The sequence below is a fragment of the Candidatus Sodalis sp. SoCistrobi genome (assembly GCF_900143145.1).
GTDB lineage: Bacteria > Pseudomonadota > Gammaproteobacteria > Enterobacterales > Enterobacteriaceae > SoCistrobi.
In genome coordinates this window covers 1-14,996 of record NZ_FRDB01000053.1, presented here as the reverse complement: position 1 = coordinate 14,996, position 14,996 = coordinate 1, and the positions used below count along the sequence as shown (strand labels likewise).

Annotated in this window: 14 protein-coding genes; 7 read left to right on the top strand and 7 right to left on the bottom strand. The window is 52.8% G+C overall.

The features are described 5' to 3' along the window. On the top strand, positions 1-229 hold a 229-nt coding region (locus tag CINSTRO3249_RS05595; RefSeq protein ID WP_143146889.1), incomplete at its 5' end, for an integrase core domain-containing protein. A gap of 33 nt (positions 230-262) precedes the next feature. Here the strand turns inward: CINSTRO3249_RS05595 and CINSTRO3249_RS05590 are convergent. Further along, positions 263-1,117, bottom strand: a complete 855-nt coding sequence (locus tag CINSTRO3249_RS05590) for a Gfo/Idh/MocA family protein (RefSeq protein WP_254304299.1) — start codon at positions 1,115-1,117, stop codon at positions 263-265. Positions 1,118-1,131: 14 nt separating this feature from the next. Continuing rightward, on the bottom strand, positions 1,132-2,172 hold the full coding sequence (locus CINSTRO3249_RS05585; protein WP_074012528.1) for an L-rhamnose/proton symporter RhaT: 1,041 nt from the start codon (positions 2,170-2,172) through the stop codon (positions 1,132-1,134). A 270-nt stretch (positions 2,173-2,442) separates the two neighbouring features. Between CINSTRO3249_RS05585 and CINSTRO3249_RS05580 the strand changes: the two genes are divergently transcribed. From CINSTRO3249_RS05580 to CINSTRO3249_RS05570, 3 genes are read left to right on the top strand one after another with little or no spacing between them, the layout of a single operon-like run. Next, the gene (locus CINSTRO3249_RS05580) at positions 2,443-3,585 is read left to right on the top strand and encodes an extracellular solute-binding protein (RefSeq protein WP_074012527.1); all 1,143 of its coding nucleotides are present in this window, start codon (positions 2,443-2,445) and stop codon (positions 3,583-3,585) included. 2 nt (positions 3,586-3,587) lie between these two features. Continuing rightward, entirely contained in the window at positions 3,588-4,745 is a 1,158-nt protein-coding gene (locus CINSTRO3249_RS05575) for a CaiB/BaiF CoA transferase family protein (RefSeq protein WP_074012526.1), read from the top strand. Then, positions 4,742-5,863: a CaiB/BaiF CoA transferase family protein gene (locus CINSTRO3249_RS05570; RefSeq protein WP_074012525.1), complete on the top strand. Its 1,122-nt coding sequence runs from the start codon at positions 4,742-4,744 to the stop codon at positions 5,861-5,863. The genes CINSTRO3249_RS05575 and CINSTRO3249_RS05570 overlap by 4 nt, the downstream gene beginning before the upstream one ends. A gap of 24 nt (positions 5,864-5,887) precedes the next feature. Here CINSTRO3249_RS05570 and CINSTRO3249_RS05565 read toward each other — a convergent pair whose 3' ends face one another. After that, entirely contained in the window at positions 5,888-6,625 is a 738-nt protein-coding gene (locus tag CINSTRO3249_RS05565; RefSeq protein WP_074012524.1) for an IclR family transcriptional regulator, read from the bottom strand. Positions 6,626-6,634: 9 nt separating this feature from the next. Beyond that, positions 6,635-7,342, bottom strand: a complete 708-nt coding sequence (locus CINSTRO3249_RS05560) for a FadR/GntR family transcriptional regulator (RefSeq protein WP_074012523.1) — start codon at positions 7,340-7,342, stop codon at positions 6,635-6,637. Between the two features lie 289 nt (positions 7,343-7,631). On the opposite strand from CINSTRO3249_RS05560, the gene CINSTRO3249_RS05555 reads away from it, so the two are divergent. The 3 genes from CINSTRO3249_RS05555 to CINSTRO3249_RS05545 all read left to right on the top strand — a co-directional run bounded on the left by CINSTRO3249_RS05555 (position 7,632) and on the right by CINSTRO3249_RS05545 (position 10,334). Then, positions 7,632-8,060, top strand: a complete 429-nt coding sequence (locus tag CINSTRO3249_RS05555; protein WP_074012522.1) for an OsmC family protein — start codon at positions 7,632-7,634, stop codon at positions 8,058-8,060. A 583-nt stretch (positions 8,061-8,643) separates the two neighbouring features. Continuing rightward, entirely contained in the window at positions 8,644-9,246 is a 603-nt protein-coding gene (locus CINSTRO3249_RS05550) for a lytic polysaccharide monooxygenase (protein WP_074012521.1), read from the top strand. Between the two features lie 212 nt (positions 9,247-9,458). Next, positions 9,459-10,334 (top strand): EamA family transporter, encoded by an 876-nt coding sequence (locus tag CINSTRO3249_RS05545; RefSeq protein ID WP_074012520.1) that lies wholly within the window; start codon positions 9,459-9,461, stop codon positions 10,332-10,334. A gap of 126 nt (positions 10,335-10,460) precedes the next feature. Here CINSTRO3249_RS05545 and CINSTRO3249_RS05540 read toward each other — a convergent pair whose 3' ends face one another. The 3 genes from CINSTRO3249_RS05540 to CINSTRO3249_RS05530 form a co-directional block, all read right to left on the bottom strand. After that, complete coding sequence (locus tag CINSTRO3249_RS05540) at positions 10,461-11,501, bottom strand: zinc-dependent alcohol dehydrogenase family protein (protein ID WP_074012519.1); 1,041 nt, start codon at positions 11,499-11,501, stop codon at positions 10,461-10,463. 641 nt (positions 11,502-12,142) lie between these two features. Further along, positions 12,143-13,159, bottom strand: a complete 1,017-nt coding sequence (adhP, locus tag CINSTRO3249_RS05535) for an alcohol dehydrogenase AdhP (protein ID WP_084790121.1) — start codon at positions 13,157-13,159, stop codon at positions 12,143-12,145. 477 nt (positions 13,160-13,636) lie between these two features. Then, the coding region (locus CINSTRO3249_RS05530; RefSeq protein ID WP_254304262.1) for a flagellar biosynthesis protein FlhF at positions 13,637-14,996 on the bottom strand (1,360 nt) is incomplete at its 5' end.

Here is a 14,996-nt window from a genome sequence, read left to right as displayed (position 1 = left end):
CGGCGACTCCTACGATAATGCGATGGCAGAGAGTATCAACGGGTTGTACAAAACGGAGGTTATCCACCGCGGGAGCTGGAAAAACCGGACGGAAGTGGAGTTGGCCACGCTGGACTGGGTGGACTGGTACAACAACAGAAGGCTGCTCGGGCGGCTGGGTTACATCCCTCCTACTGAAGCCGAAATGAACTATTACGCTTTGCAATTAGCATCAGAGGAAGCGGTGTAGTATTGCCAAAATTACTCTCTAATAAACTCGGGGTTATTCATATTCAAATTTATCGACCGAGCCCTGGGGGTAATTCAGGATGACACCAATCTGAATTTTTATAGCGCCTCGGGTTCCCTCAATTTTGAAAAAACATTCCTGTTTGTCTGGCGCATAGTCATGGCCGTGGTTGGTATGAATATTGGCGCGCACGATGTCGTCATAATCCATAATGATGGACGATCGCGTCTGCGCCAGTTCCAGCATTTTAGGATGTTTCATGGTTTTACAGTAAACCGCCTGCGGATCGCCAAGGAAATAGCGGATAAGATCAATGTAGTGGATGCTGTGGTAATTAACTTCCATTCTTTCCTTTTCAAACAGAAATTGCCACAAATTCCAAGGCGTCTGGCAAATCACGCGCATTTCCACATCGTGAATATCGCCCAATTGACCTTCCATGACCAGTTGTTTGGCGGCCATCATAAAAGGCGCGCGGCGCAGCTGAAAATTGATGCCGGCGATAAGCTTTTTTTGCCGGCAGCAGTCCAAAATGGCTTTTGCCTGTGCAAGACTTTCGCCCATCGGCTTTTGAATGAGTACGCCAACGCGTTCGGGCAGTTTTTGCAGGATAGCCAGGATTTCCGACGCCGGCACGGCAATATCAAACACGCATCCTTCCGCCGCGCCCTGTGCAATCAAGTCCTCAAGGGTGTCGCAGCAGCGGGGGATCTGCCACTGCCTGGCCACGCTTTGCGCTTTCGATTTATCGCGATCGTAGAGAGCGAATACCTTGAAACCGGCTTTGCGGTAGGCCGGCAGATGCGAATCGGTGACGATGCCGCCGGCGCCGATAATGGCTATCGCTTTGGGGTGAACAGGTAAGGGGTGTTTCGTTGATACAGACATATTTTTCTCCATTATTAGGCGAGTCCGTTGGCATAACCGACGATGGCGACCGAGAGCACAAGCACCACATTCCCCAGGAGCATCACTTTTTTGGGTCTCTGGTAGCCGCGCCACTCGCCGGTTTTTAGCGCCCAGGCGTTAGATATAATCAAAGCCCCGGAGAGGAAAGCAATCCAGCCAATAACCGGCCCCAAATTACCCAGCAGGGCGGTCGATTTGGCATATAAACCGAGCGCGCCGAACCAGATGCAGCCGGTGAGCAGCGCCTTGAACCAGGCAAAGGACGATCCGGGGCGTGAAAAATCGCTGAAGGTGTGATTCTTGTTCAGCATCCACAGCGCGTAACCTATATTGGAAATAAACCCGCCGGAGGCAAAGATGATCACATAAGCTATCAGGCTGGCGCTAACCGGATTAATGCCGTCAGCGACGGCAAGCGCGCTGGCGCGGCTGGCGTAGGTGTAGCCGATGTTCATGGCCGCTGTGCCGAAGCCGGATGCCAGCGCCATGAGCAATCCACTGACAAATTTTTCATTCTTTACTCGCGAAACTTCAAGCTTTGATTGTTGATCTTTTAAGATACCCGCGCGGGTGATAATGCCGACCCCGACGATCATCACCGCCATACCCGCCAGCAGCCAGGTGAGTGAACGGGTGGGAGGAAGCGTACCCAGAATATATAACGGGATAAGCGAGCCGAGGGAACAACCCACGCCGGTATTGATGCCCACGGTCAACGACAGGCCGATACTGTCGATGCCGTTACCGTACCAGATAGCGCTGATGCCCCACAGGAACCCACAGGAACCCACAGGAACCCACAGGAACCCGCAGGCGGCCGCAATGGCCAGAACCCAGCTGGGCGTTGCCAATATATAACGCACAAATCCCGGCACTTCGATCCAGGTCCATACAATGGGGATGAGCAATATCCCGATAATGGAGAAGATGATCCAAAAGGCTTCCCATGAGAAAGGCCGGTAATTTTTCATTCCAAGGCCGAAACTTCCCTGGAACAAACAAGCGATCATTAAAACGATAAATCCCGCCAGCATAGTGTCTCTCCTGTTGATTATCTTTGATGTTTAGAGAACACCTTGGATAACTATTTGTTCTCATATGTGAACTTGTGTTTCGCATTTAGAACTAACAGGGAAACTATTCCTCATTTTTTTAATATTCAACTTAAAAATTTTCTTGCTTATTTTTTTTTCAGCGGCGATCACATTTTTGCCGGTTATGACTACAACAAAGGCTTACGCTGTGCCTCAATGGTAGCGCGGTAGTACCAATTTTATGTGATAGTCATTGCAAAAAGAGCATTTATGGCGAGATTAAAGGGGATAACCTGGGGACACAGCCGGGGATATACCTCGGTGGTTGCGACGGCGCAACGGTTTGGTGAACTGCATCCAGGCGTTGATATCCAGTGGGAAAAACGCTCGCTGCAGGCATTCGCTGACGGCGACCTTAATGCTCTGGCGCAGCAGTATGATTTGCTGGTCATTGATCATCCCTGGGCCGGGTTTGTCGCGGAAAAAGCGCTATTGCTGCCGCTACAGGACTATTTGCCGGCGGCATACCTGGCCGATCAGGCGGCGAATTCGGTGGGTGGCTCCCACGAAAGTTATGATTTTAATGGTTTCCAAAGCGCGCTGGCCATTGATGCCGCCACGCCGGTGGCCGTGTATAGGCCGGATCATTTGGCGGCCGGGCGTCTTGCGCTGCCCGCCACCTGGGATCAGTTGCTTGCCCTGGCGCAAGCAGGCCAGGTGATTTATGCCGGGATCCCAATCAACATGTTGATGGATTTTTTCATGCTGTGCGCCACCCGCGGCGGCGCCTGGTTTAATGGCGAAACAATTACCGATCGTGAAACCGGTATCGAAGCGCTGGAAGCGTTGCGCGAACTGGCGGGACATTGTCCTAAGGCTGTTTTTGACGCCGATCCGATACAGATTCATGAAATGCTGTCGCAAGATGATCGCTGGAGTTACTGCCCGTTCGCTTACGGCTACTCCAATTATTCGCGGCCGGGCTATGCCCGCTATCTGCTTAAAGCCACCGATGTGGTCAGCTATCACGGCAACGCATTGAAAACCGTGCTCGGCGGAACGGGGCTTGCGATCTCAGCGCACAGTCAGCACCGTGACATTGCGCTGGATTATCTCCGTTATACCGCCTCGGCGGAAATACAAAAAACCCTGTTCTTTGATAACGGCGGCCAGCCCGGGCATCGCGCAGCCTGGACCGATGCCGAAGTTAACCGCCGCAGCCTCGACTTTTTTGCCGACACGCTGGCGACCCTTGACCGCTCGGCCAAGCGCCCGCGCTACAACGGTTTTTTGTCGTTCCAGGATCACGCCGGGCAGGGAGTACGCGACTTCGTCATGCAAGGCGGCAGCAGTAAAGCCACCTTCGACGCCCTGAATCAACGTTATCAAACATCGCTGCGCGAAACGGAGTAGTTATGCTACCTCTTGCAGGTTTGGTGGTACTGGATTTCAGCCAGTTTCTGGCGGGCCCTTCAGCGGCATTACGCCTGGCCGACATGGGGGCCAGGGTCATTAAAGTGGAACGGCCGGGAAGCGGCGACGGCAGTCGACGGTTGAGTTTACGGCACCAATGGGTGGACGACGATAGCTTGCTGTTTCATACCATTAACCGCGGCAAAGAAAGCTTCACGGCCGATTTGAAAGACTCACAGGCGCTGGCGCGCGTTAAACGACTCATCGCACGGGCCGATGTGCTGATTGAAAACTTTCGACCGGGAGTAATGGATAAAATTGGCCTGGGCTATAGCGCGGTGAAAACGCTTAATCCCCGTTTGGTGTATGCGTCGGTCACGGGCTACGGCACGCGCGGACCCTGGGCTAAAAAGGCCGGCCAGGATCTTTTGATTCAGGCTATGTCGGGCCTGAGCTGGCTGAACGGCGATGGCGATCAACCGCCCACGCCTTTCGCGCTTTCGGTCGCCGATTCCCTGGCCGGCGCGCATCTGGTGGAAGGGATCCTGGCTTGTCTATTCCGCCGGGGACGGACACAGCAGGGCGGGCGGGTCGAAATCAGTCTGATGGAATCGCTGCTCGGCATGCAATTTGATGTATTGACCACCTGGCTTAATGATGGTCACCAGCCTCCGCGCCGCTGCGCGAAAAACAATGCGCATGCCTGGCTGAGCGCCCCCTACGGTATTTATCAGACGGCGGATGGCTATATTGCGCTGGCGATGGGATCGGTCACCGATTTGGCGCGTATCTTTGCCTCGGACCGCCTTGCCGCCTACCGCGACCCGGCCAGCTGGTTTCGCTGCCGTGATGACATCAAAGCCATTATCGCCGATTGCACGCAACATAATTCGACCGAACATTGGTTGACGCTGCTGCGACAGCAGGGCTATTGGGCCGCCGAGGTCAATGACTGGAAAACGCTTTGTGCCAGCGAGGGATTCCGCGCGCTCGAGATGACCCAGCGCGTCACGCTGGAGGCGGGCAAAGAATTAACGCTGTTGCGCAGCCCGCTACGTTTCAATGGTATACGGCCCGAAATTGGCCAGCCCGCTCCACGCTTAGGGGCGGATACGATGCGCATCAGCGCGGAACTGCATTTGCATGAGGCAGATGTATGAAACCACTCGCAGGTATTAACGTGCTCGATTTCAGCCAATTTCTTTCCGGCCCTTCGGCGGCGCTGCGGTTGGCCGACCTGGGCGCCAGCGTCACCAAAATCGAAAATCCGGCAGGGGGAGATATTTGCCGCAGCCTGTATATTTCAGAATGGCGGATTGATGGTGAAAGCACGTTGTTTCACGCCATTAACCGTAATAAAAAGAGTATCACCGTCGACCTTAAAAACAGCGCGGCACGTGCGGTGTTGCTCCCGCTCGTTGAGCAAGCCGATGTTGTCATCTTCAATTACCGCCCCGGCGTGGCGCAACGTCTCGGTGTGGATTACCCGTCGTTGAAGGCGATCAATCCGTGTTTAATTTACGGCGAGATTTCGGGATATGGCGATCGAGGTCCCTGGGTTTCGCGCCCCGGCCAGGACTTGCTGGTTCAGGCGCTGTCCGGCATCTGTTATTTGAACGGCAACGCTTCTCAGCCACCGTTGCCGTTGGGCCTGTCGGTCTCTGATATTTTTGCCGGCGACTATTTGGTGCAGGGGATTATGGCCGGGCTGATACACCGCATTAACGCCGGCAGCGGGTGTCTGGTACAGGTCAGCTTGCTGGATACCCTGCTTGATTTACAATTTGAAGTGTTGACCACCTGGCTCAACGATGGGCAACGAGATCCCATTAGAAGCGCGGTCAATAACGCCAACGCCTATATCGCGGCGCCCTATGGCATTTACCCGACCGCCGATGGTTTTCTGGCGTTGGCAATGACGCCGCTGCCGCGTCTGGGTGAATTGTTGGGCTGTCCGGCGTTAACGGCCTATTCCGAGCCAGAAAGCGCATTTGACCGCCGCGATGAAATAAAAACGCTGTTATTGAATCATTTACGGCAGCAGACCAGCGCCCACTGGCTGGCCTTATTGGAAAAGGAGGATATATGGTGCGCCAACGTACTGGATTGGGAACAGCTCATTGCCAGCGAGGGATTTAAAGCGCTTGAGATGGTGCAACGGTTGACATTGCACAGCGGCAAGACCCTGCTGACAACCCGCTGCCCCATCAGAATTGACGGAGAAATATTTGTCAGCCCCGTCGGGGCACCGCCGCTGGGCGCCGATAATCCCGCCTGATAACTGGCTTAACGCCGGGGAAGATCAGCGTACCATCACCCGGCTTTCTCTCATTACCCGCAGTACGTCTTCTATCGGCAGGCTTTCCCACTCGTAGGCAAGCACCGTCACGCTGAATGCCGCAATCATCTTGCCGCCGGCGGCGTACAGCGGCAGGGCAAGACAGGCGGCACGCTCGTTCGCTTCACGCTGATCGAGCGCATAGCCTTGCTGGCGTACCTGTTTTAATTCCGCCAGCAGCACCGCCAGCGTACCGATAGAGTTCACGGTCATTTTTTCCATGGGGGTGTCGCCATAAAGATGCGTAATGTGCTCATCGCTGAACTGACTGAGCAGCACCTTGCCCACCGCCGTACAATGGGCGGGCAGATGATTACCGATATTGCGCATCAACGACAGATCTTCTTGCGCATGCGCTTTTGCCAGATAAATCACTTGAGTGGCGTCAAGGATGGCGGCATGGGTGGTTTTGCCCAGTTTTTTGCTCAAAAAAGTGGTCAGTAACCGCAGATCGCGAATCAAATCGGTGCTTTCAATGCAGTTGGCCGCGACTTTAATCAAGGCCAATCCGGCGTAGTATTTTTTGTTGTCCGCGACGTAAAGTAAGTAGTCGTTATTCAAAAATTCCTGTATCAGGCTGTGTGCCGAACTGCGGGGGATGGCCAGGCTGGCCTGCAGCTGGGAAAAAGTCAGTCCTTCGCGATGGCTGGCGATGAGTTCCACGAGCCGGAAGGTTCTTTCCGCCGATTTTACTTTAGCCATAACGTAATCTTAATTGTCCGCCATCTTGTCGTAGAATTTGCGTGATGACTGGAAGAAGGTATGCAAATTTTTCTTTAATTGCGCTTTATCCCGCCCAATAAACGCGTCATGAATCTTCAGGCGGAGTTTCAGGCTATGCGCCATTGCGCCCTCCGCCTTTAACAGTTTGCGAGAAAAGTCCTTGCGCAGCATGACGATGGTTTGCATCAGCTTGTCGTAAATCTGGTTGCCGCAGATCTTGCCCATTAACAGGTCATACTCGTCCAGGAAATGATGATAATCTTCCGCCTTGCCGCCTGATAGCGGCACTTCCGTCATGTTGTCCATAATGGACTGCAGGCGAATGATGTCATCGCTGCTGGCAATGTCTATCGCCGTTAGGAAAACTTCCTCTTCAATCAATTTACGTGCGGCGTAGACTTCATCCAGATTATGAATTTCTTTATGGAAAATCCAGGTAATCGTTTCTTCCGGTAAATGGGGCTTGTTTTCGCAGACGTAGCTGCCATCGCCCGGTTTAATCTCGATTAAGCCAATCAACGATAGGGCGCGCAGCGCCTCACGTACGCGGCTGCGGGTGACGTTAAACATTTCGCCCATTGCGCGCTCATTCGGCAGACGCTGCCCCGGTTTGAGCTTGCCTGAGGTAATTTGCGAGGCGATTTGCTCCATTATCTGTTCGGTGAGGGTCACTTTCTTAAGCGCGATAACGTCCATTTTCTCCCTCCGGCAGGGACAGTGTTCATGTCCATGAATTTAGGGTATCGCGGCCCGTTGTGCAATGGTCTTGGCGACGTGGAGGCCGGCCGGGGGAGCTAGATCCGGCTACAAGCGACGTGGCGGGCGTATGGGCTTTCGGCTGCGGTAGTATCCGCTCCGGGGCGTGCCGGGGCTCAGGCTTAGCGCGATCGAACGCTGTTGGTCGCCAAGGGCTGGGAGCCATCTTCGGCGGGGAATGAAATTGCTTCTATACTTAAGGGTATGTTCTGAAAAACAGGAGGAGCGTATGACGATTCATAAGAAAGGACAGGCCCACTGGGAAGGCGATATCAAACGCGGCAAGGGAACGATCAGCACCGAAAGCGGTGCCTTGAAGCAGCAACCTTATGGTTTTAATACCCGTTTTGAAGGCGCGGCGGGGACTAACCCTGAAGAACTGATTGGCGCAGCCCATGCAGGGTGTTTCTCTATGGCGCTATCGCTGATGTTGGGCGAAGAAGGCTTTACGGCGAAAAGCATTGATACCACCGCCGATGTTTCGCTGGACAAAGTTGAAGGCGGGTTCGCCATAACCAAAATCGCTCTGGACAGTAAAGTCCACGTTGCGGATATTGATGAAGCGACCTTTGACAAGATAATCCAGAAGGCGAAAGCAGGTTGCCCGGTATCACAGTTGGTCAAAGCCGAGATCACCCTCAATTATCAGCTAAATTAATCCTGGTACTGGGATGGCCCGCCTGCGCCGGGGTGCGTAAGTTTAGTTCGCCATCCCTTAAACGCAGGCGTAGCTCCTTGGCATAAAGACCCCCTGCTTACCGGTGAGCCGCGATACCCGCGCTTGCCGGACCCTGACCCTGACCCGCCATTCGGCTGTGAAACGCAGTCCCTATTTATTTCTCCGTTCGCATTTTTATATCTCAGCCTTCTTTTGCTGCGGCCCTTTGTACCTGAATGACAGCATCCTATATCAAGATGGCAGGGTGATCCTAGGGCCTGATTGCTTATTTTTTTGTCGCCGCTAGCGCCGTTTATTTCCGTAAGATAATAAATTTCGCGACCTTATAATTCCATTAAAGGACCCGGATAAGAAAATTAATCAAGGCAGGTTAATAACACCCTTGCCGCGAAAAAAACAAAGAAATTCATAGGGTATGATGAAAGTGCCAAGCAGGCTTGTCTAGTCAAATATCTTCAATACTCATGCTAAAAGTTATTTACCGGCATGTCGAAAAAGTCGATTTATAGTTTATTTCGACCGACAACGTAATGGGTCGGCAAAACTTAAGGAGGAGAACGTTATGAGTGTTTTATTGGCGATGATTTCCGAGACAACGCTAGCCGTCAAGCCTTGCACGGCCACTGCCGGTGTCCTGCGAGCCAGACATGGTATTATCGATGAGCCAAAATGCCGCGCGTTTTTATGCAGTGCCGAAGGGGGGGCATTAAACATTAACTGTGGTCAAGCCGAGTGGGAGCCGCAATCGCTGGAGGGGCCAAAAGGTTTCCCGGACGGGGGACCGGAAGATGGCGCTATCGCCAGCGCGGGGGTTGAACGATTTGCTGCGTTGGACGAACAAAGCGCGGACAGATGGCAAAAACAGCCGATAAAAACCGGCCACAATACCCTGCATTGGCGACTGGCGGTGCAACACCGCACGGAGTCTTGGCAGTTATATATCACCCGTCCAGATTGGGATCCAGACAAACCCTTAAGCCGCGTGCAATTTGATCTGCATCCGCTGGTGGATAAAAGCGGGGAGGACGAAGTTCCGCCCGAATGCGTCACGTTGAATTACACCATCCCGGAAAATTACTCTGGGTACCATGTTTTGCTTGCAGTATGGAGCGTTGCCGATACGGGAAATGCGTTTTATCAGGTCATTGATACGGACATCAGTTAACCGGCCGCGGCGGGGCAGATAGCGCTTAAGGTGCTGATCCCGCCGCCAAGACAGGTGGCCTGGTCGCGCGCAGGCAAACTTCCCGCGACAGGTTTGCGGTCACGCCGCAGGCCGTTTCACCGACCTGAGATTTTATGTTTATTTTCATTTCTAAACGCCTTTCTCCATGGTAAAACCACCCTTCAATTAGAGAAAATAAACGGTTAAAAGTTATGCAATGGTCTGCCTCGAACCGAATGGTTCCTTTTCTCATGGTGTTAGGGTCAATATTGTCACTCAGTATCGGCACCTCGTTGGCCAAGACGTTTCTCTTTCCGCTGGTGGGGGCAACAGGGACCACGGCATTACGCACCGGATTTTCCGCCATCCTATTGTTCATACTATGGCGGCCGTGGCGCGCGCAATTTACGTTGAGCGATCTGCGCTACATCGCATTGTACGGGGTCACGCTCGGCATAATGAATTTATGCTTTTATCTTTCGTTGCAAACCATTCCTTTCGGCTTGGCAGTCGCTATTGAATTTATCGGGCCGCTTAGTGTTACGCTGATTTTCTCCCGCCGACCCATCGACTTCATCTGGATTGCTTTCGCCGTTACCGGCATATTGCTCATCCTGCCGTTAGGGAATAACCATAGCGGTTTGGATGCCACCGGCGTACTCTTTGCGCTGTGCGCGGCGTTTTGCTGGGCGTTGTATATCATTTTCGGCAAGAAGCTGAGCCATCTTCATTCCGGCCATACGGTGGCGATTGGTTTGATTTTTGCTTCACTGGTGACCTTTCCGGTTGGGATTATCGATGCCGGCAATATCATGGCGCACCCTTATCTGATGTTGATGGGGTTGCTGATTGCCCTGTTTTCCAGTTCGCTGCCAATGTCGCTGGAGATGGCCGCGCTGAAACGTCTACCGCATAAGACCTTCGGTATTCTGGTCAGTATGGAGCCCGCGATCGTGGCAATTATTGCTTTTATCATGCTTGCCGAACATCTGACGTTTACCCAGGTCATCGCCATCGCATTCTCCATTACCGCTGGCATGGGTAGCGCCATGACCGCCGGCGGCGAAATGGATACGTTGGTAAAGTAAACAACCAAGGTCATTTCCAGCCCTCGCGGCGGGACGTTAAACACGCTAACGAGTGTCGTCCCGTCGCCCGTTTTTCTAAAGCCTCTTTGCCCGCCGGCGCTGCAAACTGAGCGCCTTTCCCACGGTTTACGGCGCGGTGATAACAACTTTCATGGCCTTTTGCTGTTCGGCATGCGCAAAGACATCATAAGCTGTATCCAATTGTGCGAGTGTAAATCGGTGTGTGACCAGTTTATTGGGATTCACCCGAAGGTGGTTAAGGGCTTTTAATAGCATCGGCGTGCTGGTGGTATTGACCAGGCCGGTCGTCAAGGTGATATTTTTGATCCACAGCGTTTCCAGATGCAGGTCGACCGGTTTACCGTGAACGCCGACGTTGGCAATGTGACCGCCTTTCGCCACGATGTCCTGGCAAATCTTGAAGGTTGCGCCCACCCCCACACATTCTACCGCCACATCGACGCCGTCACCGCCGGTCAAGACCGCGATCTGGGCGGTGACATCCTGCCGTTGGGGGTTAATGACCTCGGTGGCGCCGTAGCGTTTTGCCATCGCCAAACGCTGTTCGTCTTTATCAATCACTATTATTTTGGCCGGGGTAAAAAATTGCGCCGTTAACATGGCCGCCATGCCAACCGGCCCGGCCCCCACCAAAGCCACCGTATCTCCCGGCTTGACTTTGCCGTTGAGCACGCCTATTTCAAAGCCTGTCGGAAGAATGTCGCTTAGCATGAGGGCGGCATCTTCATCCACAGTCTCCGGCAGAAGATACAGGCTATTATCCGCATGCGGGATGCGCACATATTCCGCCTGGGTGCCATCGATAAGATGGCCCAGGATCCAACCGCCATCCTCACAGTGGGCAGGCAGCGCGCGCTTGCAGTAGCGGCAAGTTCCGCAGGCGGTGATGCAGGAAATGATCACCCGGTCGCCCTTGTTGAAATGGCGAACGCTTTCCCCTATCTCTTCAATAATGCCAATACCTTCATGGCCTAATATCCGCCCGGCGGCGACCTCGGGGAGATCGCCTTGTAATATATGCAGGTCGGTACCACAAATAGTGGTTCTCAAGATTTTTATTATAGCGTCGGTCGCTTGACGCACTGAAGGTTTTGCAACGTCCGCAAGCTGACGCTGCCCTGGGCCTTGATATACCATGGCTTTCATACTTACCTCCTGTTTAACACCACTTCCAAGGGTGAACGGCATGCGGGAATATAAGCCTGATCCCCGTGCTTAATAAAAGTGCGTGCATTAATAATAAAACATCGGACCAGTGTGACGCCAAGTGCCCTTTATCGCGACGGTATTGTTTATGGATAGTAAGTGACGTTAATAGCACTGTAATCCGCACGTGAAAATGTTGTTATGATCCCGTTCACAAATGCGGTTATTAAAAATTCCACGTTAACTTAAGCGCAAAGGTAATATTCTTTAATACTCATCAGTACATATATGCTAATAACGTCTAATGCCGGTGGTAATGTTATATATTGAGTATGGTGCTTTATGCTAAAATAAACACTGCGCACATCGTCATTTATTAATGCCGGTGTATAGCTCCCTTTTCAATATTACGGGTCTGTCTGGCGCCTCTTGAGTTATCGCCACCGCGTTGTCATACCCTATGCGCGGCCCGTGAAGGACCGCAAGAACGCGCGGTGAATAGTGGACATCCGCCCGCTGTCGGCGTCTCTAGTGCAAGACTGTCATTACCCTAATGTCGATATCGTCATCCGTGCGGGCTCCGTCCTAAGATTGGCCGCGTTGAAGCGGCCATTCGGAACCGGGAAATCCGCTGCTATCTCCTATTGCGCCATGTCGATAACGACTCTGCCGGCAATTTTACCGGCGCGCATGCGGTCAAAAACAGCGTTAATATTGCCAAGCGGCTCGACGCTGACATTGGCCAGTATTTTCCCTCGGCTGGCGAAATCCAACGCCTCTTGCAAATCCTTGCGCGTACCGACAATCGAGCCGCGTACGGTTATGCCCTCCAGCACCATGTCAAAAATCGATAAATCGAATTTGCCCAGCGGCAGACCATTAAGGGTAATGGTACCACCCCGGCGCGCCATGCCAATCGCCTGCTCAAACGCCCGTGGGGAGACCGCGGTAACCAGCACCCCGTGCGCACCGCCAATTGCCTGCTTAATGTGCGCCACCGGGTCATTGTTACGAGCATTAACCGTGACGCTGGCGCCTAATCGCTTGGCCAATTCCAGTTTGCTGTCGTCAATATCGACCGCGGCGACATTTAGCCCCATCGCCAGGGCATATTGCACCGCGAGATGACCTAACCCGCCAATGCCGGAGATGACCACCCAATCACCTGGCTTGACGTCGGTCATTTTGAGTCCCTTATAGACCGTGACGCCGGCGCAGAGAATCGGTGCGATGGTATGATAATCACTGTTATCGGGCAGCATGCCGACGTAATTGGCGTCGGCCAGACAATATTCGGCAAAACAACCGTTAACGGAATAACCGGAATTTTGCTGCCGGGGACATAATGTTTCCCAACCGTCCAGACAATAGTCGCAGTGCCCACAGGTCGAATAAAGCCAGGGGACGCCAACGCGGTCGCCCTCCTTCAGATGGGTGACTCCCGCCCCGGTTTTTACGATCTGTCCGACGCCTTCATGGCCCGGAATGAAAGGAGGAACGGGTTTGACGGGCCAATCGCCCTCGACGGCATGCAGGTCGGTGTGGCAGACGCCCGTTGCGGCAATTTTTACCAACACTTGACCGGGACCGACCTCTGGTACCGGTACCTGTTCAATCTCGAGGGGTTTGCCAAAGGCTTTCGCGACCGCGGCTTTCATCATCATGAGTAACTCCTCTTGGCATAAACGTGTATGAAAAGGAAGGGTTGCAATGGCGATGCTGTGTGATCTCGCCCGGGCGGCAGGCGTGCGTTGAAGAGGCGCCGGCGTCTGTGGGGCTGGGGTATTACAGGGCGCACCGACCCGTGATGGTGCCGCAGGCGCTCGCGAAACCGACGACAGCATGCCTAGTATGATTGTCCCTCGTTAACGCCAGGAAAGCAAAAATTCTCGTTTATTCAATAGGTAATGACTCATTACATTTCAAACTACTTTCTCGATACTTGTATTGAAGGCCCCCTGAACACGGTGTATCCCGCACGCGTAGCGCATGGCGGATGCAACGGCGAGTCAGTCCTTTACCCCATCGACCCTGACGGCGGGTAATGGCAAGGTGGGGCAATCGCGCGGGGAAGGTAAATCCATTAAGGCATCTCTCGCGGCAGTACTCACGTTGACGGCATAGGTATCTACACATCAGGGAGGAGGCTTAAGAGCAACTCTCGCTAAATGAGTAAGTTCTTCCAGACTATATTCCGATAATAATTTTAGTGTATTCAACAAGATGGATAGGCCAGCGAGCAGAGCAGGAGCGCTCTCTCTGCGGCCTCGCTTTTGCTGTCGTCCTGACAAGCGACATATCAGCTGGCGGGCTGCCGCATTTTCTTCTCCTTCAGCGCGTTGCAGCCGCCATACCAGAACAGCAGCCATACTGGCTATTAACAACCTGCGTAGTACGGCTGGCGCGCTGCGCTGAAGCCATGTTTCTACGTCATGTCCGGCACCTTTCAGCAACTTAAAAAATGATTCAATATTCCAGCGCCAGTAATACCAACGAGCTACTTCCTCGCAGGTGATCTCGCTGCAAACGTTTGTAAGCAGCGTCCAGCGTCCCACCACATTACCGAGATCATCCGTAAGCCGAACAACAACCAATCTGACCGTCAGAGGCTCTCCAGGTTGGATTTTTATGCGGCGGCCGGTTTCTTTATCTTTACGCTTCTGCTGCGCAGCTCGGGTTATGACTATCGAGGTTTCACTGATTTCCATATCAGCTTTTTTCCCTTTCCAGTCTACCTGTCCGCATCCGTTGTATGGCAGAAGAGCAGCAATCTCACCAATTTTCAATGAATTACCTTGCCACTCTGCACCATGTCCTTCTTTTCCTCGGATAAGCCAGCATATTCCTTGAGTACTCAACGTCCGCATATGTCCAATAGAGTCACCCTCTCTATCAATTATATGAATCAGCTTTTTACCTATATTAAGCGATTCCACACGGGCAATATCGGTCGTCAAGGCGTCCATATGTGTCTGCCGTTCGGACAGTCCTTCCGCCAACGTTGAATGACAACCGGTTGCATCGGTAAGTGTCTGAGATAGAGGCGCTATTGGCAAACCCGTGCCAGCATCAACCAGCAAGCTGCTTTGAAGTTCATATCCAACATCGCCACCGTGCGTCATTTTTAAGCGTCCGTATTTGGCATGATGGTAAAGAAATTGTAAACGTGACCAATCATGAACAACGAGAGCGTATGGATGCGGGCTAAGCGAAATTTGCTCAAGTGCTAGCGAAATAATTGGCTCATTGAGTTGACTGAAGCTAATTCGCTTATTATTCAGAAAACGCCAGACAGCTTGGGTAGTTGCGAAAGTTGATTTTTGAGCACTTGCGAGGTCTTTAACCGCAGAAGCAAGAAGAGCCGCGGGCGTCATATGCTGTTTAACCAGCGTCTGATATCGGCGGGTAAGGCGAGAGTCAATCCCGCCAACAGATAGGTTGAAATCATTCTGCAAAGTAATAACAGGTATCACGATAAATGTGTAGATACCTATG

Excerpts from the sequence above, each read along its gene's own strand:
- CINSTRO3249_RS05590 (WP_254304299.1), bottom strand. The coding sequence starts at position 1,117 with ATGTCTGTATCAACGAAACACCCCTTACCTGTTCACCCCAAAGCGATA.
- CINSTRO3249_RS05585 (WP_074012528.1), bottom strand. The coding sequence starts at position 2,172 with ATGCTGGCGGGATTTATCGTTTTAATGATCGCTTGTTTGTTCCAGGGA.
- CINSTRO3249_RS05580 (WP_074012527.1), top strand. The coding sequence starts at position 2,443 with ATGGCGAGATTAAAGGGGATAACCTGGGGACACAGCCGGGGATATACC.
- CINSTRO3249_RS05575 (WP_074012526.1), top strand. The coding sequence starts at position 3,588 with ATGCTACCTCTTGCAGGTTTGGTGGTACTGGATTTCAGCCAGTTTCTG.
- CINSTRO3249_RS05570 (WP_074012525.1), top strand. The coding sequence starts at position 4,742 with ATGAAACCACTCGCAGGTATTAACGTGCTCGATTTCAGCCAATTTCTT.
- CINSTRO3249_RS05565 (WP_074012524.1), bottom strand. The coding sequence starts at position 6,625 with ATGGCTAAAGTAAAATCGGCGGAAAGAACCTTCCGGCTCGTGGAACTC.
- CINSTRO3249_RS05560 (WP_074012523.1), bottom strand. The coding sequence starts at position 7,342 with ATGGACGTTATCGCGCTTAAGAAAGTGACCCTCACCGAACAGATAATG.
- CINSTRO3249_RS05555 (WP_074012522.1), top strand. The coding sequence starts at position 7,632 with ATGACGATTCATAAGAAAGGACAGGCCCACTGGGAAGGCGATATCAAA.
- CINSTRO3249_RS05550 (WP_074012521.1), top strand. The coding sequence starts at position 8,644 with ATGAGTGTTTTATTGGCGATGATTTCCGAGACAACGCTAGCCGTCAAG.
- CINSTRO3249_RS05545 (WP_074012520.1), top strand. The coding sequence starts at position 9,459 with ATGCAATGGTCTGCCTCGAACCGAATGGTTCCTTTTCTCATGGTGTTA.
- CINSTRO3249_RS05540 (WP_074012519.1), bottom strand. The coding sequence starts at position 11,501 with ATGAAAGCCATGGTATATCAAGGCCCAGGGCAGCGTCAGCTTGCGGAC.
- adhP (WP_084790121.1), bottom strand. The coding sequence starts at position 13,159 with ATGAAAGCCGCGGTCGCGAAAGCCTTTGGCAAACCCCTCGAGATTGAA.